The 20783-nt window shown below is 65.9% G+C and carries 18 protein-coding genes; 3 read left to right on the plus strand and 15 right to left on the minus strand.

The window, feature by feature from the left end:
- Positions 1 to 128 precede the first annotated feature (128 nt).
- From QM470_RS04230 to QM470_RS04240, 3 genes are all read right to left on the minus strand, one after another.
- Complete coding sequence (locus tag QM470_RS04230) at positions 129 to 1613, minus strand: DEAD/DEAH box helicase (RefSeq protein ID WP_283338322.1); 1485 nt, start codon at positions 1611 to 1613, stop codon at positions 129 to 131.
- A gap of 182 nt (positions 1614 to 1795) precedes the next feature.
- Positions 1796 to 2680, minus strand: coding sequence for a KPN_02809 family neutral zinc metallopeptidase (ypfJ, locus tag QM470_RS04235; protein WP_283338323.1), 885 nt, complete (start codon positions 2678 to 2680; stop codon positions 1796 to 1798).
- 56 nt (positions 2681 to 2736) lie between these two features.
- A complete protein-coding gene (locus QM470_RS04240; protein WP_218333680.1) occupies positions 2737 to 2967 on the minus strand; it encodes a hypothetical protein in 231 nt (76 codons plus the stop codon).
- 170 nt (positions 2968 to 3137) lie between these two features.
- Here QM470_RS04240 and QM470_RS04245 point away from each other — a divergent pair, with 170 nt between their 5' ends.
- Both QM470_RS04245 and QM470_RS04250 read left to right on the plus strand, forming a co-directional pair.
- On the plus strand, positions 3138 to 4130 hold the full coding sequence (locus QM470_RS04245; RefSeq protein ID WP_502846801.1) for a delta(1)-pyrroline-2-carboxylate reductase family protein: 993 nt from the start codon (positions 3138 to 3140) through the stop codon (positions 4128 to 4130).
- Between the two features lie 2 nt (positions 4131 to 4132).
- Entirely contained in the window at positions 4133 to 5953 is a 1821-nt protein-coding gene (locus QM470_RS04250) for a sensor domain-containing diguanylate cyclase (RefSeq protein WP_283338325.1), read from the plus strand.
- Between the two features lie 99 nt (positions 5954 to 6052).
- Here QM470_RS04250 and dcd read toward each other — a convergent pair whose 3' ends face one another.
- The 3 genes from dcd to QM470_RS04265 form a co-directional block, all read right to left on the minus strand.
- Positions 6053 to 6619, minus strand: coding sequence for a dCTP deaminase (gene dcd, locus QM470_RS04255; RefSeq protein ID WP_066536613.1), 567 nt, complete (start codon positions 6617 to 6619; stop codon positions 6053 to 6055).
- A gap of 64 nt (positions 6620 to 6683) precedes the next feature.
- A complete protein-coding gene (gene guaD, locus QM470_RS04260; protein ID WP_280013669.1) occupies positions 6684 to 7976 on the minus strand; it encodes a guanine deaminase in 1293 nt (430 codons plus the stop codon).
- Positions 7977 to 8212: 236 nt separating this feature from the next.
- Positions 8213 to 9343, minus strand: coding sequence for a BMP family ABC transporter substrate-binding protein (locus QM470_RS04265; protein WP_283338326.1), 1131 nt, complete (start codon positions 9341 to 9343; stop codon positions 8213 to 8215).
- Between the two features lie 259 nt (positions 9344 to 9602).
- Here QM470_RS04265 and QM470_RS04270 point away from each other — a divergent pair, with 259 nt between their 5' ends.
- On the plus strand, positions 9603 to 10058 hold the full coding sequence (locus QM470_RS04270) for an HIT family protein (protein ID WP_283338327.1): 456 nt from the start codon (positions 9603 to 9605) through the stop codon (positions 10056 to 10058).
- A gap of 50 nt (positions 10059 to 10108) precedes the next feature.
- Here the strand turns inward: QM470_RS04270 and QM470_RS04275 are convergent, their stop codons facing one another.
- The 9 genes from QM470_RS04275 to QM470_RS04315 all read right to left on the minus strand — a co-directional run bounded on the left by QM470_RS04275 (position 10109) and on the right by QM470_RS04315 (position 20673).
- A complete protein-coding gene (locus QM470_RS04275; protein ID WP_066536625.1) occupies positions 10109 to 11158 on the minus strand; it encodes an adenosine deaminase in 1050 nt (349 codons plus the stop codon).
- A gap of 202 nt (positions 11159 to 11360) precedes the next feature.
- A complete protein-coding gene (locus tag QM470_RS04280; protein WP_272971895.1) occupies positions 11361 to 12344 on the minus strand; it encodes an aromatic ring-hydroxylating dioxygenase subunit alpha in 984 nt (327 codons plus the stop codon).
- A gap of 106 nt (positions 12345 to 12450) precedes the next feature.
- Entirely contained in the window at positions 12451 to 13599 is a 1149-nt protein-coding gene (locus QM470_RS04285; protein ID WP_283338328.1) for a BMP family ABC transporter substrate-binding protein, read from the minus strand.
- Between the two features lie 289 nt (positions 13600 to 13888).
- Positions 13889 to 15040 (minus strand): BMP family ABC transporter substrate-binding protein, encoded by a 1152-nt coding sequence (locus QM470_RS04290; RefSeq protein WP_283338329.1) that lies wholly within the window; start codon positions 15038 to 15040, stop codon positions 13889 to 13891.
- Between the two features lie 47 nt (positions 15041 to 15087).
- On the minus strand, positions 15088 to 16008 hold the full coding sequence (locus QM470_RS04295; protein WP_272971893.1) for an ABC transporter permease: 921 nt from the start codon (positions 16006 to 16008) through the stop codon (positions 15088 to 15090).
- The gene (locus QM470_RS04300) at positions 16008 to 17093 is read right to left on the minus strand and encodes an ABC transporter permease (RefSeq protein WP_283338330.1); all 1086 of its coding nucleotides are present in this window, start codon (positions 17091 to 17093) and stop codon (positions 16008 to 16010) included. Before QM470_RS04300 ends, QM470_RS04295 begins: the two co-directional genes overlap by 1 nt.
- A complete protein-coding gene (locus QM470_RS04305; RefSeq protein ID WP_283338331.1) occupies positions 17090 to 18679 on the minus strand; it encodes an ABC transporter ATP-binding protein in 1590 nt (529 codons plus the stop codon). The genes QM470_RS04300 and QM470_RS04305 overlap by 4 nt, the downstream gene beginning before the upstream one ends.
- A gap of 76 nt (positions 18680 to 18755) precedes the next feature.
- Complete coding sequence (locus QM470_RS04310) at positions 18756 to 19688, minus strand: LysR family transcriptional regulator (RefSeq protein WP_283338332.1); 933 nt, start codon at positions 19686 to 19688, stop codon at positions 18756 to 18758.
- Between the two features lie 181 nt (positions 19689 to 19869).
- The gene (locus QM470_RS04315; protein WP_280013660.1) at positions 19870 to 20673 is read right to left on the minus strand and encodes a hypothetical protein; all 804 of its coding nucleotides are present in this window, start codon (positions 20671 to 20673) and stop codon (positions 19870 to 19872) included.
- Positions 20674 to 20783: the final 110 nt, after the last annotated feature.

Below are 20783 nucleotides of genomic sequence, written 5' to 3' on the forward strand. Positions count from 1 at the left end.
CCCCCACAAACAGCCCGCTCCCATGAAAAAAGCCAGCAGGGTTGCTGGCTTGGCACTGTGGTGCGAAGGGCTCTGCAGGCGTATCCGCAGAGCGAAGGCGTTGGAGTGGCCTCCAACGCCCTGCGGCATCAGAAACTGCCTGCGGGCTTGAACAGCGCCGCCACCTTGCGCTTGGTACGGATACTGGGGCTGCGGCCCGGCGCCACGGGTGCGGAAGCCGCATCCCAGGCCGCCGGTGCGGCCGTTCCGGTCGGGGCCTCGTAGGGCTTGTCGAAGAAGGGATCGGACGAGGCGGCGCGCAGCGGGCGTGCCATGCCACGGCCCACCGGGCGGTAGCCGGCGGAATGGGCCGAGCCGTAACCGGTATCGCCCTCGTCGTGGCCACGGCGGCTGCGACCATGGTCACGGCTGTGCTCCGACCGGCCTTCGCGGCTGCCCTGTTCGCGCTCGCTGCGGTCGCGGCGCTGGAACGACGGCAGCGGATAGTTCTCCACGTCGATCTTCTTCTTGGTGAGCTTTTCGATATCGCTCACCAGCTTGCCGTCCGAATTGGATACCAGGGTCACCGCCAGGCCGGAGGCGCCGGCACGACCGGTGCGGCCGATACGGTGCACATAGTCTTCGGCATTGAACGGCACGTCGTAGTTGAACACGGCCGGCACATCCTTGATGTCCAGACCGCGTGCCGCCACGTCGGTGCACACCAGCAGGTCCACTTCGCCGGCCTTGAAGGCTTCCAGCGCCTTGAGCCGTTCGTCCTGGCTCTTGTCACCGTGCAGGGCGGCAGCGCGCAGACCGTCGCGTTCCAGCGCACGGGTCAGGCGGGCGCAGCCCAGCTTGCTGTTGGAAAACACAAAGGCCTGGCGGATGCCGCGGTCCTTGAGCACGGCACAGATGGTGCGGCGCTTGTCGTCGTCGTTGGCGCTGTAGAAACGCTGCTCCACGGTGGAAGCGGTTTCGTTGGGGCGGGCCACTTCGATGGTCACCGGGTCTTGCAGGTAGCTGCCGGCCAGGCGCTTGATCTCGGGCGAGAACGTGGCGGAGAACAGCAAGGTGGTGCGGTTCTTGGGCAGGTGCGACAGGATGCGCTGCAGATCGGGCAGGAAACCGATGTCGAGCATGCGGTCCGCCTCGTCCAGCACCACGTATTCCACCTGGTTGAGCACGGCGTTCTTGGCTTCGATGTGGTCCAGCAGGCGGCCGGGGGTGGCCACCAGGACTTCCACGCCCTTCTTCAGCTCCAGGGTCTGGGGCTTCATGTCCATGCCGCCGAACACCACGGTGCTGCGCAGCTTGGTGTGCTTGGCGTACAGCGCGATCTGCTGGGCCACCTGATCGGCCAGCTCGCGCGTGGGCAGCAGCACCAGCGCCCGCACCGGATGGCGCGCAGGCGATGCCGAGCTGTTCTCATGGCGCATCAGCCGCTGCAGCAGGGGCAGCGAAAAAGCCGCTGTCTTGCCGGTGCCGGTCTGGGCTGCACCCATCACATCCTTGCCGGTCAGGACCACGGGGATCGCCTGCGCCTGGATGGGGGTCATCGACTCGTAGCCCATTTCGGCCACAGCGCGTGCCAGAGGCTCCGCCAAGAGGAGAGAGGAAAAAGAACTTGTCATGGATACCGCTATTGTCGCACTGCCCGCATTGACAGCTGTTGGCGCTCTACAAATCCGGACTGCGACAGCGGTCACCCGCCCGACCCTCTTACGCCGGGAACACCGGGAGGGCGTACGCCCCATGCAGAATTTGATAGCGCAGATGTGGCGCCATGCCAACACCTGCGCCTGCTGCGCCCCAGTTACAGCGATGCCGCCGAGAAGGTGTCGCAGGAATTGACGCTGCCGCTCTTGAGCCCAGTCATGAACCAGCGCTGGCGCTGGGCACTGGTGCCGTGGGTGAAGCTGTCCGGCACCACCTGGCCGGTCTGGGCACGCTGCAGCGCGTCGTCACCGATCTTGGCCGCCGCATTCATGGCTTCTTCCACATCGCCCTGCTCCAGGATCTGGCGTGCATTCTGGGCATGGTGGGCCCAGACGCCGGCCAGGCAATCGGCCTGCAGCTCCAGCTTCACGGACAGCCGGTTGTATTCCACCTTGCTGACGCGGCCGCGCATCTCGTCGACCTTGCCGCTGATCCCCAGCAGGTTCTGCACATGGTGACCCACCTCATGGGCGATCACATAGGCCTGGGCAAAGTCACCGGGGGCGCCCAGCTGGTTCTTGAGCTGGTCGTAGAACGACAGATCGATATAGACCTTCTGGTCGCCCGGGCAGTAGAACGGGCCCATGGCCGACTGGCCGGTGCCGCAGGCCGTGCCCACGGCGCCCCGGAACAGCACCAGCTTGGGATCCCGATACTGGCTGCCGCCCTGGCGGAAGATGTCGGCCCACACGTCTTCGGTATCGGCCAGCACGGTCGAGACGAAACGGGCCATGGTGTCATGGGCCGGTGGTGCCTGTGCAGGCGACTGCTGCTGCACGATCTGCCCGCCGCCGCCGCCGCCGCCGCTGAGCAGGCTCAGAATCGTCAGCGGGTTGACACCCAGCACCCAGCCGCCCACCAGGGCCACCACAATGGTGCCAATGCCGATGCTGCGGCCACCGAAGATGGGGCCTCCCCCACCGCCGCCGTCCGAGCGGCGATCTTCGACGTTGTCCGACTCGCGGTTACCTTCCCACTTCATGGTCTGCTCCTGATGCGCTGTGGGGCGCCATTATGAAGTCGCGCCAGCACGCCTGCTCAGGGTTCGCCGCCTTGCAGCAACACGGCCGCCTGGGCGCCTTCGACCGGGGCGTGCACATGCCACTGGGCATTGCGGCTCATTTCTCGGGACTGGCTCATGTGATCGTCCAGCGTCCCGACAAAGGTCCACAGCAGGAGCGCAATGGTGGCGATGCCCACACCCACCACCGCCCATTGCCAGCGTGCCGCCGTACGGTGAGCGCTTCCTTTTTCCTGACCAGATTCCATATGTACATGCCCACAAAACCATAAGCGCTGGATGCTACGCAGCCAACGCGAGAGTGCGAACTCACTTTAGCGCCAGGCTTTGTAGGAGAACACGCCACACCTTGACACAAGGCCCGGACAGACCACCTAGCCCATCGCAAACGCCCACGGTATAAAGCCACATGCAAGTGATGTCTGTGCCCCCTACCGCTCCCTCTGCCGTGCACACCATGCAAGGACTGTTCACCCCGCAGGCCACCGAGGCCCTGCTGCCCTGGAAAGCCCTGGCTGCCGAACTGGAAGCCGTGCTGCAGGACGGCAGTGTGCAGGTGCCGCCCCGCATTGTGATGCCTTTGCCGCAGGGCGGCAGCCTGTTTTGCATGCCGGCCAGTGATGCCCAGGTGGCAATGACCAAGCTCATCACCTTCACCCCTGGCAATGCTGCAACGGCGCGCCCCACCATCCAGGGCGATGTGACGATTTTTGACATTGCCACCGGCCAGCGCCAGCTGATCATCGACGGGCCCACCGTCACCGCACGGCGCACCGCGGCCGTGTCGCTGCTGGCCGCCCAGCACCATGCCCCCAACCCCAGCGGTCCGCTGCTCATCATCGGTGCGGGCGTGCAGGGCAAGTCCCATCTGGAGGCCTTTGCGGCCGGCGCCGGCACGCGCGAAGTCTGGGTGGCATCGCGCAGCCTGGACAGCGTGCGCCAGCTGCTGGACCATGCCCATGCGCTGGGCCTGCAGGCCTATGCGGCCACCGACCTGGCCCAGGCGGCGGCCCACTGCCCGAATATCGTCACCTGCACCAGTGCCCAGGCAGTGGTGCTGCAGCACGCCCCCCGGCCCGACGCCTTCATTGCTGCCGTGGGCGCCTTCACGCCGCAGATGGTGGAGCTGGCCCCCAGCCTGTGCCAGCACATCGCCCGGCAAGGCCAGGTGATCGTCGACACGGCCGAGGCCGTGCACGAAGCCGGCGACCTGCTGCAGGCGGGCCTGGATGTGCAAAGCTTTCCCACGCTGGCCCAGAGCCTGGCGCGGCACCGGCCCCGCCCCACCGGCCCGGTGCTGTTCAAGAGCTGCGGCTGGGGCGGCTGGGACCTGGCTGCAGCGCGCCTGGCAGCCCGCATGCACCACCAGCCATTGCACGCCAACGACGATCCTCCCCTCCAGGAGCCATGACCATGCAAGAGACGGATTGGGCACCTCCGGTCACCACCCCGCCGGCAGGCACGGCACCGCCCGCCGGGCCGTTTGCGCCGCGTTCGCAGCCGCCGGCCCCGCCCGCCAAGACGTCGGCCTCGCGCAAGCGCAGCCTGCGGACCCAGCTCGCCTGGGTGTTTGGCGGTCTGACGGCAGCCCTGGTGCTGATGCTGTCCTTCGCCTTTGGCGAGCTACTCAAAAGCCGCATGCAGCGGGAAGCCGGCGCGGCCTTGCAGGTGGTGTCCAGCAGTGCCGCCAAGCAGCTCTCCGATGCCTTGTTCGACCACAGCCGGCTGGTGCAGGCACTGGCCCACTCCCCCGACCTGTGGCGCAACGGCCTGACCTCCGCCGAGGTGAATGCCCTGTTCGCCCGCATCCGGCTGACCCGCCCCTACTGCGTCTGGGTGGGCGTTGCCGACCCCAAGGGCACGGTGGTGCATGCCACCGGCAACCAGCTGGTGGGCCGCAACATCAGCGACAACACCTGGTTCACCGCCGGGGCTTCCGGCCCTTATGTGTCCGACGTGGTGCCCGCCAAGCTGCTGGCGCCGCTGCTGCCCCCCAGCGCCTCGGGCGAGCCGCTGCGGCTGGTGGATTTCTCGGCCCCCATCCGGGTGGATGGGCAGCTGATCGGCGTACTGGGCATGCACACCAGCTGGGACTGGGCACGCGAGATGGTGCAGGAGCTGCTGCCCACCTTCTCGCGCGAGGACCAGATCTCGCTGTTCATCTTCGACCGCCAGGGCAAGCTGATCTTTGCCCCGGGCGGCAAGCTATCGCCTTTCATCGCCGTCGACCAGACCCTGCCCCTGCGCCCGGAACAGCTGCAGGCGGACCACCGCCAGCCCCGCGTCCAGGCCAGCGTGGTGCGCTGGAACGACCAGAGCGACGATTTTCTGACCGCCGTGGCCCAATTGCCCGCCCGCAATGCCCCCAGCGACCTGGGCTGGTACGTGGTGGCGCGCCAGCCGGTGGCCAGCGCCTATGCCGATGCCCAGCAGCAGATGCTGTACGTGATGGGGGCCGGTCTGCTGGCCGCCATCATGGCCACCTGGCTGGTGTGGTGGCTGTCCCGCCGCATGGTGCGCGAGCTCAACACCCTGGCCCAGACCGCCCGCCGCATCGACGCCGGGGAACGCCAGGTGCCCATTCCCGAGCTGCAGAGCAACCGCGAAGTCCAGCTGCTGTCGCAGTCCTTCAACGCCATGACACAGCGTCTGCTGGCCGCGAACGAATCCATGGAGCATGAGGTGCAAATGCGTACGCAGGAACTGTATGACGCCAACCGCGAGCTGGACCGCCAGGCCAGCACCGACCCCCTGACCGGCCTGCTCAACCGCCGCGGCTTCGATGCCCAGGTGCAGTTTGCGATGGCGCTGGCCCGCCGCAGCGGCCGCCCGCTGTGCCTGGCGACGCTGGATATCGACCATTTCAAGCAGGTCAACGACAACTACGGCCACGAAGTGGGCGATCTGGTGCTCAAAAGCGTGGCCAACCAGCTGCGCAGCCGGTTGCGTGATTCGGACGTGATCGCCCGCTTTGGGGGCGAGGAATTTGTGGTGCTGCTGCCCGACACCCCGCCCGAAGCCGCCCAGCGCATTGCGCGCGAAATTCTGGCGGCCATCGAACAGCACCAGTGGCCACTGGTGGGCCGGCTCACCTTGAGCGCCGGCATCACCGCGCTGCGTCCCACGCTGCAGAACGGCACCGAAGACAACGACACCGCCTTGCTACGCCGCAGCGACGATGCGCTCTACCAGTCCAAGAATGCCGGACGCAATCTGGTGCACTACATCCCCTGATACGGACCCGATCCACCTGGATGCACGCACCGCAGCGTTCCTACCAATAAAAAAAGCGCGGAGATCCGCGCTTTTTTGATGGGGGCAGCAGCCGCTGCGTCAGGCCTTGGGCAGGGTCACGCCATGCTGGCCCTGGTACTTGCCGTTGCGGTCCTTGTAGCTGGTCTCGCACTGCTCGTCGCCCTGGAAGAACAGCACCTGGGCGCAGCCTTCACCGGCATAGATCTTGGCGGGCAGCGGCGTGGTGTTGGAGAACTCCAGCGTCACATAGCCTTCCCACTCCGGCTCGAACGGCGTCACGTTGACGATGATGCCGCAGCGGGCATAGGTGCTCTTGCCCAGGCACACCGTCAGCACATCGCGGGGAATGCGGAAATACTCCACCGTACGGGCCAGCGCAAAGCTGTTGGGCGGGATGATGCAGTAGTCGCCTTCGAAATCGACAAAGCTCTTTTCGTCGAAGTTCTTGGGGTCCACCACCGTGCTGTGGATGTTGGTGAAGACCTTGAATTCACGCGCGCAGCGGATGTCGTAACCGTAGCTGCTGGTGCCGTAGCTGATGATCTTCTTGCCGTCGACCTGGCGCACTTGGCCGGGCTCGAAGGGCTCGATCATGCCGTGCTGCTCCGCCATGGTGCGGATCCATTTGTCGCTCTTGATGCTCATTGGGAAAATCCTGTTCGCTTGTTTTTTGATAGCGCCATGCGGCTATACAACCAGCGCAATTCCGCTATTTTGCTTGAGAAACAATGGTTTGCTCAATCAGGCGGTCATCACCCAGCACGATCATGGCAAACAACAGCTCGTCCAGCGTCTCGGCCTGGGCCGTCTTGCGTGCCAGCAGCGGCGTGCAGGCCGGGTTGAGGACCACGAAGTCCGCCTCGCAGCCCGGCTGCAGATTGCCGATCACGCCGCCCAGGCCCAGCGCCTGCGCGGCACCGGCCGTGTGCTGCCACCACAGGGCGCCGGGCTTGAGGCTGAAACCCTGCTTGGCATGGCCCTCGCGCCCCACCACATAGGCCGCCTGCATGGTGCGAAACGGTGAAAAGCTCATGCCGCCGCCCACATCACTGGCCAGGCCGTAGCGAAAATCCGCTGCATCGGCCTTCTGGTAGTCGAAGTAACCGCTGGACAGAAACAGATTGCTGGTGGGGCTGACAGCCGCCGCCGTGTGCTTTTCGCGCAGCAGCGCGCGGTCTTCATCGTCCAGCCAGATGCAGTGGGCATAGACCGCGCGTTCGCGCATCAGACCGAAGTCGTCGTACACACCCAGGTAGCTGCGCGCGGCAGGAAAGAGCTCGCGCACCCAGCGGATCTCGTCCAGGTTCTCGGACACGTGGGACTGGATCCACACATCGCGGTATCGGGCCGCCAGTTCCCCTGCGCCCCGCAGCTGGGCCGGCGTGCTGGTGGGCGCGAAGCGCGGGGTGATGGCATAGCCCAGCCGGTCCACGCCATGCCAGCGCTGGATCAGTGTTTCGGTATCGATCAGCCCCTGCTCGGTGTCGTCACGCACGCCGTCCGGGCTGTGACGGTCCTGCAGCACCTTGCCGGCAATCATGCGCATGCCGCGCTGCTGAGCGGCGGTCATGATGGCATCCACCGAGTTGGGGTGGGAGGTGGCAAACGTCAGCGCCGTGGTCACGCCGTTGCGCAGCAGCTCGTCCAGAAAGAATTCCGCCACGCCGTCGGCATAAGCACGATCGTGAAAACGCGCCTCGTGGGGAAAAGTGTAATGTTCCAGCCAGGGCAGCAGACCATCGGCCGGGGCGCCGATCACATCGGTCTGCGGGTAGTGGATGTGCATGTCCACAAAGCCCGGGGCGATCAGCCGGCCGGGCAGGTGCTGCACCTGCGCGCCGGCTTGCTGGGTGTACTGCGCCTGCAGTGCCTGCCAGCTGCCGGCAGCCACCACACGTTCCTGCCCCTGGGCATCGGGAGCGGTGGCCAGCAGGCCATCGCTGTCGTACAAGGGGCTGCCGTCGGAGGCAAAGCGGAGCAAGGCGCTGCGGTAGATCTTCATAGGCTGGGAGCTTAACGGGCACCCGCTGCCCTGTGCAGCGGGTCGCCCATCACCACACCGGAGCCTGTGGTGCACACGCAGCAATCCGTGCAGGCCCCATCAGCCTTGCAGACCCTGCCGCGCACGCCGCACACACTCCGGTGTGGGAATGGCTCCAAGCATATGCCATGCCTGCGGGGAGGCCGTCATCCGCCCCTCCCCACGATCGCAGGGCCTGTGGCGCGGGACCGCTGGGCTCAGCGCGGCAGCTGTCCGACCACGCCTTCGGCCAGCCAGTTCATCTGCAGAATGTCCGCGTCCGGCAGCGTGCTGCCGGCCGGAATGCGCACCTGGCCCAGGTTGTCGCGAATGGGTGTGGCACCGGCGCGGAAGGCGTGCAGCTTGCCGTGGGCCATTTCGTCCTGGCGCTGCTGCACTTCCATGCGCACGTCCTTGGGCACGCGCGGACCGAAGCTGTCCACACGGATCATGCCTTCGCGCACGCCGCCCCAGGTGTCCTGGCTTTTCCATTCGCCCTTCTGCAGGGCACGCACGCGGGCCGTGTCGTAGCCGCCCCATTGGTGGGTCACGGCCAGCAACTGGGCCTGGGGCCCGGCCTTGCGCATGTCGCTGTGGAAAGCAATGGCCATCTTGCCGCGCTCCTGGGCAGCGCCCATCACCGCGGTCGATGCCACCTGGAAGGACAGCACGTCGGCGCCTTCGTTCATCAGTGCCATGGCGGCTTCACGTTCGCGTGGTGGGTCGAACCAGGCATTGAGCCACACCACCTTGACCTGGGCCTTGGGGTTGACGCTGCGCATGCCCAGCACAAAAGCGTTGATGCCCTGGATCACTTCGGGAATGGGGAAGCCCGCCACAAAGCCGGCCACGCCGGTCTGGCTCAGGCGCGCCGCAGCAATGCCCGACAGGTAGCGCCCTTCGTAATAGCGCGCATTGGCCGTGGCCACATTGGCGGCACGCTGGTAGCCGGTGATAGATTCGAACTTCACCTGCGGGAAGTCGCGCGCCACACGCATCGTGGGCTCCATATAGCCGAAGCTGGTGGTGAAGATGATGTCGTTGCCATTGGCCGCCAGATCGCGGATGACACGCTCGGCATCCGGCCCCTCTGCCACATCGGCCACCACCGTGGTCTGCACCTGGTCGCCCAGCTGGGTCTGCAGCTGGCGGCGGCCGGCATCGTGCTGGGTGGTCCAGCCGGCATCCAGCACGGGCGTCACATAGACAAAGGCGGCCTTGACCGGGCGTTGCAGCGGCACCGCCTTGGCTGGCGTGCTGGCAGTGGAAGCGGGGGTCGGGGGGGATGCAGCCCAGACAGGGGCCAAACAGCAAGCGGCCGCGAGTGCGGCTGCGAGGTTTTTATACATGGTAGTCCTCTACATGGCCCGGAGTTGAAAACGCCAGCCGGTGGGGCAGTCCAGCGGGCGAAGGCGCGGATTGTAGGCCCAATCGCCCAAGCCTTGCCGCAGCACAGCTATTGCCCGAAGCAGGCGCTTGGCAAGCCCGGTTCACCCCGATGGTGCGATGCACCACACATGCGTAGCATGGGGCGCATAGAACGCAGCGCAACCGGCCTCGCACCGGTGCCGCGCGGCGCCCCGCTGTCATGTCTTCGGAGACGGTTCCATGCCCATGTTTGTCGACACCTCCCCGCCCGGCCAGTGCATCTTCTGCAAGCTGGTGGCCGGCGAGATTCCCGCTGCCACCATCTATGAGGACGCGCTGACCATTGCCTTCATGGACATCGGCCAGGTCAACCCCGGCCATGTGCTGGTGGCCACCAAGCGCCACGCGGTCACCTTGCTGGAGCTGACGCCCGCCGAATGCGCCGCCGTGATGCAGACCGCCCAGCGCGTCGCCCAGGCGGCCGAGCAGGCCTTCGGGCCGGACGGCATCACCCTGTTCCAGGCCAATGGCGCGGCCGGAGGGCAGACGGTGTTCCACTTCCACCTGCACATGCTGCCGCGCCATGTGGACGACGGCATGCACCTGACCTGGCCGCGCAAGGAGCCCGGCATGGCTGTACTGCAGGCCTATGCCGACAAACTGCGCACGTCCTTGGCGGCGCAGAAGGCGGGCTGATCACACAGGGCGCCGCCCGCCGGGAGCGCGGCGCGGCGCCTCAGAGGGTGTCAGTTGCGGTTCGCAAAGCGGGCAAAGCAGGCGTCAAGCTGCTGCACCCAGGCGGCCTGCTGCTGCGGGCTGGCGAACGTGGCTTCCAGGCTGTTGCGCGCCAGCTGGTAGGCGTGTTCGGCCCCCATGCCGGTGGCGGCGAACAGCTGCACATAGTTGTCGTTGACGTAGCCGCCGAAATAGGCCGGATCGTCGGAATTGACCATCACCTTCAGCCCCGCATCCAGCATGCGCGGCAGATTGTGCTGGGTCAGGTCATCCACCACGCACAGCTTCAGGTTGGACAGCGGGCACACGGTCAGCGGAATGCCGCGTTCGACCAGGTGCTGCATCAGCGCGGCATCTTTTTCCGATTGCACGCCGTGGTCGATACGCTCCACCGCCAGCGCATTGAGCGCGCCCCACACATAGGCGGGCGGCCCTTCTTCTCCGGCATGGGCCACCAGCCGCAGACCCAGCTGCTTGGCGCGGGCGAACACGCGGGTGAACTTTTCGGGCGGGTGGCCCAGCTCGCTGCTGTCCAGCCCGACGCCGATGAACTGGTCGCGGAACGGCAGGGCCGCTTCCAGCGTGGCAATGGCGTCCTCCTCGCTCAGATGGCGCAGGAAGCTCAGGATTAGCTCGGCGCTGATGCCCCATTGCGCATGCGCATCGCGGCAGGCCCGCGTCAGGCCGTGGATGATGGTGCCCATGGCCACGCCGCGCTCGGTGTGGGTCTGCGGGTCAAAGAAGATCTCGGCCCGCACCACGTTGTCCTGCACCGCGCGGCGCAGGTAGGCCATGGTCATGTCGTAGAAGTCTTCTTCCTGCAGCAGCACGCTGGCGCCGGCGTAGTAGATGTCCAGAAAGCTCTGCAGATCGGTGAAGGCGTAGGCGGCACGCAGCGCCTCCACGTCAGCATAGGGCAGATCCACGCCATTGCGTTCGGCCAGGGCAAAGATCAGCTCGGGCTCGAGCGAGCCCTCGATGTGGATGTGCAGCTCCGCCTTGGGCATGGCGCGCAGCAACAGGGGCAGACGGGAAGTTTCCACGACGGGCACAGTATGCATTTCAATCCTCTATGGCGCTGCGCGCCGCTCTCAGACTGCGAATATGGCACGCCCAGGCCCTGGTGCAAGAACCGTGCGCAAAAAACCGTACGCCACCGCCGCCTGTACGCCGCCGGATCCTGCCCGGGAACCGCCCTGCAGCCGGGCCTTCACTCCCCCGGAATGGCACAGGCCGCGATAGCGGCCCGGGGCCTGGTAGAGGTCAGCACACGCCAAAGCTGACGCCACTGGCTTTCAGATAGCGGCGGTAGGCGGACGACATGCGGTCGGCGGCCGAATGCAGCTCGGCGCGCGGGTCCAGCGGCAGCGGCTTGGGCAGCTGCGACTCCAGCACCGGCTGGTCCTGCGTGAAGATGGTGTGCTGAAACTGCTGCAACTGGGCGTCGGTGGACTCGAAGTCCGCCACCGCCAGGCGGAACCAGACGCGGCTGGTGTCGGGCGTGACCGGGCAGATGAACAGGCCGATGGCTTCGTGCCAGCCCTGCTTGCTGCTGCCCTCTTCCGGGATCTTGGTCAGCAGCGCGGTGTAGGGTGCCGTCACTTCGTAGGTGTATTCCACTTCGGCCGGCTTGGTGGAATGCAGGTTCGACTGGGGCTGCACGGCCTTGCAGCCGGTGGCCTTGACGCCGGTGGGCGTGGGCTCCACCTGGTAAGGCGCCATGGCCGTGGCATCGCGGCTGCCCAGCCAGCCTTCGTGCACAAAGCCGAAGTGCGACATGTCCAGGAAATTCTCGATGATGCGCGGCGCGCTGGCGGCCACGTCGTACGGGCCGCAGTTGAGCTTGCGCAGCTGGTCGTTGGCCTCCGCCTCGAACACCGGCAGCGGCACGTCGGCACCTTCCGGTGCTTGCAGCTGCACCCAGACCAGGCCATAGGCTTCCTGCACATTGAAGGACTTGACGCAGTGCTGCGGTGGCGGCGTGAAACCGGGCACCGCCGGCACCTTCACGCACTGGCCGTTGTCGGCGAACTGCCAGCCATGGTAGGGGCACTCCAGGTTGCCTTCGTTGACCCGGCCCAGCGACAGGCGTGCGCCGCGGTGCGGGCAGCGGTCGATAAAGGCCTGGGCGCGACCGCTGGTGTCGCGCCAGAGCACCAGGTCCTGCTCCAGCAGCCGCACGGCCAGGGGAGCATCAATCACATCGTGGGAGAGGGCAAGCGGGTGCCACTGGTTTTTTTCCATCATGGGGCGCGATCATTCCAAACAAAAAGGCTGCCCGGAGGGCAGCCTTTGCATAACCGAGCAGTATTGACGGGCTTGATACCCGTCATAACGCCAGGCATATACCGCTTTACTTGGCGCCGGGCACCTTGCCTTCCACGCCCTTGACGTAGAAGTTGACGCCTTGCAGGAAAGCGTCGTCGGCGGCCTTGTCGGCTGCCAGCACTTCCTTGCCGTCGTTGGAAGCGATCGGGCCCTTCCAGATCACGTACGTGCCTTCCTTCAGGCCCTTCTTGACCTCTTCCACCTTGGCCTTGGCTTCAGCGGGCACGTCTTCGGCGATGGACACCAGATCGATGGCGCCTTCCTTCACACCCCACCAGCTGCTGCCCGTGGTCCAGGTGTTGTTCAGCACATCGTTGATGGCCTTGGAGTAGTAAGGCGCCCAGTTGATGATGGACGAACCCAGGTGGGCCTTGGGACCGTAGGCGGTCATGTCCGAGTCCCAGCCAAAGGCACGGATGCCCTTTTCTTCGGCGGTCTTCAGCACGGCAGGCGAATCGGTGTTCTGGAACAGGATGTCGGCGCCGCCGTTGATCAGGCTGGTGGCAGCTTCGGTTTCCTTGGGAGGGCTGAACCATTCATTGACCCAGACCACCTTGGTCTTGACCTTGGGGTTCACGCTCTGCGCGCCCAGCGTGAAGCTGTTGATGTTGCGGATCACTTCGGGGATGGGCACCGAGCCCACGATGCCCAGGGTGTTGGACTTGGTCATCGAGCCGGCGATGATGCCGGCCAGGTAGGCGCCTTCATAGGTGCGGCTGTCATAGGTGCGCACGTTCTCGGCGGTCTTGTAGCCGGTGGCGTGTTCCCACTTCACGTCCTTGAAGTCGCCGGCCAGCTTCTGGATGCTGTCCATGTAGCCGAAGGTGGTGCCGAAGACCACCTTGTTGCCCTGGGAAGCCAGGTCACGCAGCACGCGCTCGGCGTCCGGACCTTCGGGCACGCTTTCCACGAAGGAGGTCTGGATCTTGTCGCCGAATTCGGCTTCCAGCTTCTTGCGGGCCTGGTCGTGCGCGAACGTCCAGCCGCCGTCACCCACCGGGCCGACGTAGGCGAAACCGATCTTCAGCGGCTCGGCCTTGGCGGCGGGTGCGGGTTCGGCTGCGGGAGCGGCCGGTGCCGGCTCTTCCTTCTTGCCGCAGCCAGCCAACACGGCCGCTGCCACAGCGGACATGGCCGCCATCTTGAACAAAGAGCGTTTCTTCAGGTCTGTCATGAATATTCCTTCTGGAGGAAAAAAGAGGTGATTTGCGACACGCACGCACAGTGCCCGTGCCGGTCGGCGGGGTGCACTATGTTTGCACAGTTCCGGCGCAGATTCTGCCTGCGATCCATCGCCTTGCCGCACTGTGCCTGTGGCACAACGCTGCAGGCGACGTTCGTCCGGCGGGCATGTTACACATGCAAAAACCGCACCATGGCGCGGTGCCGTGCGGCGGCGACCGCGCACCGCATGCAAAAGGCCTCCCGAAGGAGGCCTGCATCAGGGGCTTGCGGGCCCGTGCTTATTTGCCGCCTGCGCCCGGCACCTTGCCTTCCACGCCATTGACGTAGAAGTTGATGCCACGCAGGAAGCCGTCATCGGCCACCTGGCCGGCGGCCAGCACTTCCTTGCCGGTGTTGTCCTTGATGGGACCGGTCCAGACGGCGAAGCTGCCGTCCTTCATGCCGGCCTTGGCCTTTTCGACCTTGTCCTTGATGTCCTGGGGCACCTGGTCGGCGATCTTCACCAGATCCATGGCGCCTTCCTTGACGCCCCACCAGTAGTTGCCACCCTGCCAGTTGCCGGCCAGCGTGTCTTCCACCACCTTGGTGTAGTAAGGCGTCCAGTTGATCACGGCCGAGCCCAGGTGGGCCTTGGGCGCGAAGGCGCTCATGTCGCCGTCCTTGCCGAAGGCATAGGCACCGCGCTCTTCGGCGGTCTTGAGCACGGCGGGCGAATTGGTGTTCTGGTACATCACGTCCACACCGCCGTTGAGCAGGCTGGTGGCGGCTTCCGATTCCTTGGGGGGGCTGAACCATTCGTTCACCCACACCACCTTGGCCTTGATCGAGGGATCGATGGCCTGGGCGCCCAGCACAAAGCTGTTGATGTTGCGCACCACTTCGGGGATGGGCACAGAAGCCACCACACCCACGGTCTTGGTCTTGGTCATGGCACCGGCCACCAGACCGGCCAGGTAGGCACCTTCGAAGGTCTTGCTGTCGTACACGGCCACGTTGTCGGCCTGCTTGTAGCCGGTGGCGTGCTCGAACTTCACGTCCTTCAGATCGGCGGCGGCCTTCTGCACGAATTCCTGGTAGCCGAAGCTGGTTGCAAAGACCAGCTTGTTGCCCTGGCCGGCCATGTCACGCATCACGCGCTCGGCGTCGGCCGACTCGGGCACGCTTTCCACCATGGAGGTTTCGATCTTGTCGCCGAACTTCTCCTGAATCGCCTTGCGCGCCAGCTCGTGCTGGAAGGTCCAGCCGCCATCGCCGATGGGGCTGACGTACATGAAACCGACCTTCAGCTTGTCGGCCGCAGGTGCCTGGGCAGCAGGGACAGCGGCCGGAGCCGGTGCTTCTTCCTTCTTGCCGCAGGCCGTCAGGGCCGCCACGGACACGGCCGACAGGCCGATCATCTTGAGCAAAGTGCGCTTGCGCAGTGCGTTCATGCGAGTGTTCCTCTGGTGGGAGTTCTGTGAAAAAGGGGAATCTGGCCTCAGGAGCCGGGATAGAACGGCTTGCCGAGGGAAGCCGGCATATTGGCGCGGATCCAGGCCGGATTGCGCGAGATGATAACCAGCACCACGATGGTGGCCAGATAAGGCAGCATGGACAGCAGCTGGCTGGCCACCTGCACGCCCGTGGCCTGCAGGTGGAACTGCAGCATGGTCACGCCGCCGAACAGGTAGGCGCCCAGCAGCACGCGGGCCGGTCGCCAGGTGGCGAAGGTGGTCAGCGCAAGGGCAATCCAGCCACGGCCCGCGACCATGCCTTCGACCCACAGCGGGGTGTAGACCGTGGAGATGTAGGCCCCTGCCAGACCGCACAGCGCGCCGCCGGCCATCACGGCCGCCAGACGGATGGGACGCACGGCATAGCCGATGGCGTGGGCCGATTCGGGCGATTCGCCCACGGCACGCAGCACCAGCCCGGCGCGCGAGCGGTACAGGAACACGATCAGCGCCAGCGCCAGCAGCACGGTGATGTAGACCAGCGGATGCAGCTTGAACAGTGCCGGACCGATGACCGGGATGTCCGACAGCAGCGGAATGGCGTACTTGGGCAGCTCGGGCAGCTTGGCCTGCACATAGGCCTGGCCGGCAAAGGCCGAGAAGCCGGTGCCGAACAGGCTCAGCGCCAGACCGGTGGCGTACTGGTTGGTGTTCAACCAGATCACCAGCACCCCGAACAGGCCGGCCAGCAGCGCACCCGCCGCCATGCCGGCAGCAAAGCCGATCCAGGTGCTGCCGGTGTGCACCACCGCGGCAAAGCCCGCCAGGGCGGCGCACAGCATCATGCCTTCGGCCCCCAGGTTGACGATGCCGGCTTTTTCATTGATCAGCAGGCCGAGGGCCGCCAGCGCCAGCACGGTGCCGGCGCTCAGGGTGGAACCCAGTAGCAGTGCGTAAGCGTCCATCACTGGGCTCCTTTCGCTGCGCCCTTGGGAGCGGAGACCCAGCGCAGGCGGTAGGCGATCAGGGTGTCACATGCCAGCAGCGTGAACAGCAGCAGGCCCTGGAAGACGCCGGTCAAAGACTTGGGCAGGCCCAGGCGCGACTGCGCCAGCTCACCACCGATATAGAACATGCTCATGAGAATGGCGGAGAAGATCATGCCCACCGGGTGCAGGCGCCCCACGAAGGCCACGATGATGGCGGCAAAACCGTAACCGGCCGGCACATAGGGGGTGAGCTGGCCGATGGGGCCCGCCACTTCCAGCGCACCCGCCAGGCCGGCGCAGCCGCCCGAGATCAGCAGCGCCGTCCACAGCGCGCGGCGCGAGGAGAAACCGGCGTAACGCGCCGCCGCCGGGGCCAGACCGCCCACCTGCTGGGCAAAGCCCAGCTTGGTGCGGAACAGGAAGACCCACAGCAGGGCCGAGCCGAGCAAGGCCAGCAGCGTGCCGATGTGCAGGCGCGTGCCTTCGATCAGCTTGGGAATCTGCGTGACCCGCTCGAACATCTTGCTCTGCGGGAAGTTGTAGCCCATGGGGTCCTTCCAGGGACCGTAGACCAGATAGCCCAGCACCAGGGTGCCCACATAGACCAGCATCAGGCTGACCAGGATTTCGTTGGCGTTGAACTTGTCGCGCAGCAAGGCCACGATCCCCGCCCACACCATGCCGCCGAGCACGCCCGCCAGCAGGATCACCGGCACGATCCAGGGACCGGTGGTCTTGTCGGCCAGCAGGGCCACGCCCCCGGCCGCCACGGCACCGATCACGAACTGCCCTTCGGCGCCGATGTTCCACACATTGGAGCGAAAGCACACGGCCAGACCCAGTGCGATCAACAGCAGCGGCGTGGCTTTCATGGCCACTTCGCCCATGGCGTAGGTGGTCTTCAGCGGCTCCCAGAAGAAGGCCTGCAGCCCCTTGACCGGGTCCTTGCCCAGCAGCATGAACAGGACGATGCCGATCAGCACCGTGATGGCCAGCGCCAGCAAGGGCGAGCCATAGGTCCACCAGCGCGAAGCCTGGGGACGTTGTTCCAGCTTGATCATGCCTGCCCCCCTGCCCCGGCCTGGCGCTCGCTGCGCGCCAGGTGCTGCTGCACCTCGGCATGCCACAGGCCGCTCATCCATTCGCCAATCTTCTGCACCGAGGCATCGGCCCGGTCCACGGAAGGGCTCAGGCGCCCCTTGGCCACCACATGCAGGCGGTCGCTGATTTCAAACAATTCGTCCAACTCCTCGCTGAGCACCAGCACGGCGCAGCCCGCGTCCCGCAGCGCCAGCATCGCCCCCCGGATCTGCGCTGCCGCGCCCACGTCCACCCCCCAGGTGGGCTGGGAGACGATGAGCAGCCTGGGCTTGGCATCGATCTCGCGGCCCACGATGAATTTCTGCAGATTGCCGCCCGACAGCGACTTGGCCGCAGCATTCGGGCCGCCGGCCTTCACGCCGAAACGGCGGATGATGTCGGCCGCCTGCGCCTGCAACTGGCCCATGCGCAGCCAGCCGCCGGAGCCCACGGCGTCACTGCGGGTCAGCAGCAGGTTGTGCGCCAGCCCCATGGTGGGGACAGCGCCCCGGCCCAGGCGTTCTTCCGGCACGAAATGCAGGCCCAGCGCACGGCGCTGGCGCGGGCCCATGCGGCCTGCGTCCTGGCCCAGCACCTGCACCATGGCCGGCGCGGCGCGGGTGTCTTCGCCGGACAGGGCGTAGAGCAGCTCTTTCTGGCCGTTGCCGGACACGCCGGCAATGCCCACCACTTCACCGGCGCGCACCTGCAGCCCGATGTCGATCAGGTCCACGCCGAACTGGTCGGTCTTGCCCAAGCTCAGCCCTTGCACCTTCAGCACCACGTCGCCGGTCTTCGGCGCCTGGCGTTGCAGCGCCGGCGGCTCCGAGCCGATCATCAGGCGCGACAGCGAGGCATTGCTCTCGTTCTGCGGGTTGCACACGCCGGTGACCACCCCGCCGCGCAGCACCGTGCAGGCCGAGCACAGCTCGCGGATTTCGTGCAGCTTGTGGCTGATGTAGAGGATGGAGCAGCCTTCGGATGCCAGTTTTTTCAGCACCACAAACAGCTTTTCCACCGCCTGGGGCGTCAGCACCGAAGTCGGCTCGTCCAGAATCAGCAGGCGCGGGTTGGTCAGCAGGGCGCGGATGATTTCCACGCGCTGCATCTCGCCCACCGACAGGGTGTGGACCGGGCGCAGCGGATCGATGTCCATGCCGTATTCGCTGCCCACTTCGGTGATGCGGCGCGTCACGTCGGCCAGCGGCATGCCCTTGTCCAGGCCCAGCCAGACGTTTTCGGCCACGGTGAGCGTGTCGAACAGGCTGAAATGCTGGAACACCATGGCGATGCCCAGCTGCCGCGCTTCCTGCGGGTTGCGGATGGACACGGGCTTGCCGTCGAAGTGCACCGCACCTTCGTCGGGCTTGACCGTGCCATAAATGATCTTCATCAGCGTGGACTTGCCAGCGCCGTTTTCACCCAGCACAGCATGCACTTCGCCTGGCTGCACCGTCAGCGACACCCCACTGTTGGCCACCACGGCCGGGTATCGTTTGGTAATGCCCACCAGCTGCAAACGCGGTGGTGCGACACCGGGCGTGGGGGTTGTATCGGGGGGATTCATGCCGGGATTTTCTCTCAGATTGTTTCTGTCACTGGGATGAATTGGGGTTAACCGCTGACTGCTACTGGGCTATACGCTACTGTTTAGAGAGCATCAAAGCCACGTCTTTCACCGCCTCTCGCAGCCAGATGGCCGCTGCCGAATGGTGGGTGCGGGCATGCCACAGCTGGTAGTACGTCAGTCGTGGTAGGGGCACCGGACACGGCAGTATCTGCAGCGGCAGCCGCTGCACAAAGCGTTCACAGAACTGGCGCCCGGTGGTCAGTACCAGCAGGCTGCCGGCCACGATGTCGGGCATCAGGCTGAAATGGGCGCAGCGCGCCGTGATGTTGCGCTGCAGGCCCAACTGTTCAAGCTGCAGGTCGATCACGCCCCGCGCGCCCGGGTAGGTGGGCATGGGGGCGATGTGCTCGGCCTCCAGCCAGGCCGAGTCGTCCCAGCCCCGGCGCACCGCCGGGTGGCGGTTGCTGACCAGGCACACCACCTCGTCGTCGAACAGGGGGCTCTGGTGCAGCTCCATCGGGGGGGCCGGCCAGTTGCCGATCACCACATCCACCTCGCCCTGGGCCAGCTGGGCCTGGTAGTGCACCTCGTGGCTGAGCGCCATCACCTCCACCGGGCAGCCGGGGGCGTGGGCCTTCAGATAGGCCACCAGCTGGGGCAGGAACAGCGGATCCAGGTAGTCGCTGGCCGCGATGCGGAACGTGCGGCTGGCCTGGACCGGGTCAAAGCTGCGGGCCTGGGAAAACAGCCCTTCGGCTGCACGCAGGATGGCGGCCGCAGGCTCGATCATGTGCAACGCCGCATCGGTAGGCTGCATGGCCGCGCCGGAGCGCACCAGCAGCGGATCGCCCGCCAGCTCCCGCAGCCGGCGCAGCGCGGTGGACACCGCCGGCTGCGACATGCCCAGGCGCACTGCCGCCCGCGAGACATTGCGCTCCACCAGCACCGTGTGCAGCACACGGATCAGGTGCAGGTCAATCTTGTCAAACAGGGTTTGCTCGCGCATGGAAGCAGAAAAGGCGAAAAGGGAATGGGTTACGGATGTGTAAAAGCTGCTGCGCAGTATGCATGGGCAGCGCAGGCCGGCAGCCCCGGGGAAGTCCCGCCCACAGGCCGCTACCCCTGGCGGGGAAGTACACCATGCAATTGCAATGCCAGGCCGCCGCGGGGCGGCCTGTGCCGGGTCCTCAGTGCTGCTGCACCGCCTCCCCGGTCATGACGGCCTCGTCCAGCTTGGCCTGCCAGTACGCCAGGCGCGCATTGTGGCGGGCCATGATGGCGGCGTCGATCTCTTCCTTGTGGATGTCTGAGAAGTCTTCCAGCTCCGACACCAGGGCAGCCATGCGCTGCTCCAGCCGTTCCACCTCGTCGGCCAGCAGCTCGGCCTCGGTCTTTTCGGTGCGAAAAGGGTTGGACAGTGCACTCAGGAAACTGTTGCCCTTGTTCTGCTCGATGGCCGTGACCGCCTTCTTGGCCTGTTCATACAGGTTCTGCATGGTCTGGAACTCGGTCATGCGCTCGTTGAAGCGCTCGCTCAGCACCTGCTTGAGGCGGGACTCCGCCTGCAGGTAGTCTTCATGGCGCAGCCGCACCTCCATGCTGCGGGCCTTGTGTTCGGCCCGGGTCAGCGGCCCTTCGATGCGAAACAGCCCGGCAAACACCAGCAGTGCCGCCATGCCATACCACAGCAGCCAGTCCACCGGCACCTGGAAACCGCCCCACACCAGCAGCGCCGTACCCACCAGCGCCAAGGTGTAGATGACCTGGCTTTCATAGCGGACCGCGCGCGGCAGCGGAATCGGCGCGAGCTTGACCACCGCATGCATGCGCAGCGGGGTGTTGGCTTCAGGCAGCTTGAGCTTGGCCACTCTCTCCTTCGCTTCCTCCACATCGAATGTGGGCATGGGGGACGTTGCAGCCTCCACAGCAGGAGCGGCGGACCAGAACTTCAGGGCGTTCTTGGCTCGTCGGAAAAAGGAGGGCAGCTTCATGGGGCAGCAGACACGCGCAGACAGGTGATCACACCCAAGTCTACCAAGTGCGGGCGGCCGGCGGTTCGCGTATATCCCCTGCCGCCGCATCCCAAACGGCATAAGGATTG

Origin of the sequence: Comamonas sp. 17RB, assembly GCF_030056555.1 — a bacterium.
Taxonomy (GTDB): Bacteria; Pseudomonadota; Gammaproteobacteria; order Burkholderiales; family Burkholderiaceae_C; genus Comamonas; species Comamonas terrigena.

Bases quoted from the DNA above. Each gene is read 5' to 3' on its own strand.
- QM470_RS04230 (WP_283338322.1), bottom strand. From the start codon at position 1,613: ATGACAAGTTCTTTTTCCTCTCTCCTCTTGGCGGAGCCTCTGGCACGC.
- ypfJ (WP_283338323.1), bottom strand. From the start codon at position 2,680: ATGAAGTGGGAAGGTAACCGCGAGTCGGACAACGTCGAAGATCGCCGC.
- QM470_RS04240 (WP_218333680.1), bottom strand. From the start codon at position 2,967: ATGGAATCTGGTCAGGAAAAAGGAAGCGCTCACCGTACGGCGGCACGC.
- QM470_RS04245 (WP_502846801.1), top strand. From the start codon at position 3,138: ATGTCTGTGCCCCCTACCGCTCCCTCTGCCGTGCACACCATGCAAGGA.
- QM470_RS04250 (WP_283338325.1), top strand. From the start codon at position 4,133: ATGCAAGAGACGGATTGGGCACCTCCGGTCACCACCCCGCCGGCAGGC.
- dcd (WP_066536613.1), bottom strand. From the start codon at position 6,619: ATGAGCATCAAGAGCGACAAATGGATCCGCACCATGGCGGAGCAGCAC.
- guaD (WP_280013669.1), bottom strand. From the start codon at position 7,976: ATGAAGATCTACCGCAGCGCCTTGCTCCGCTTTGCCTCCGACGGCAGC.
- QM470_RS04265 (WP_283338326.1), bottom strand. From the start codon at position 9,343: ATGTATAAAAACCTCGCAGCCGCACTCGCGGCCGCTTGCTGTTTGGCC.
- QM470_RS04270 (WP_283338327.1), top strand. From the start codon at position 9,603: ATGCCCATGTTTGTCGACACCTCCCCGCCCGGCCAGTGCATCTTCTGC.
- QM470_RS04275 (WP_066536625.1), bottom strand. From the start codon at position 11,158: ATGCATACTGTGCCCGTCGTGGAAACTTCCCGTCTGCCCCTGTTGCTG.
- QM470_RS04280 (WP_272971895.1), bottom strand. From the start codon at position 12,344: ATGATGGAAAAAAACCAGTGGCACCCGCTTGCCCTCTCCCACGATGTG.
- QM470_RS04285 (WP_283338328.1), bottom strand. From the start codon at position 13,599: ATGACAGACCTGAAGAAACGCTCTTTGTTCAAGATGGCGGCCATGTCC.
- QM470_RS04290 (WP_283338329.1), bottom strand. From the start codon at position 15,040: ATGAACGCACTGCGCAAGCGCACTTTGCTCAAGATGATCGGCCTGTCG.
- QM470_RS04295 (WP_272971893.1), bottom strand. From the start codon at position 16,008: ATGGACGCTTACGCACTGCTACTGGGTTCCACCCTGAGCGCCGGCACC.
- QM470_RS04300 (WP_283338330.1), bottom strand. From the start codon at position 17,093: ATGATCAAGCTGGAACAACGTCCCCAGGCTTCGCGCTGGTGGACCTAT.
- QM470_RS04305 (WP_283338331.1), bottom strand. From the start codon at position 18,679: ATGAATCCCCCCGATACAACCCCCACGCCCGGTGTCGCACCACCGCGT.
- QM470_RS04310 (WP_283338332.1), bottom strand. From the start codon at position 19,688: ATGCGCGAGCAAACCCTGTTTGACAAGATTGACCTGCACCTGATCCGT.
- QM470_RS04315 (WP_280013660.1), bottom strand. From the start codon at position 20,673: ATGAAGCTGCCCTCCTTTTTCCGACGAGCCAAGAACGCCCTGAAGTTC.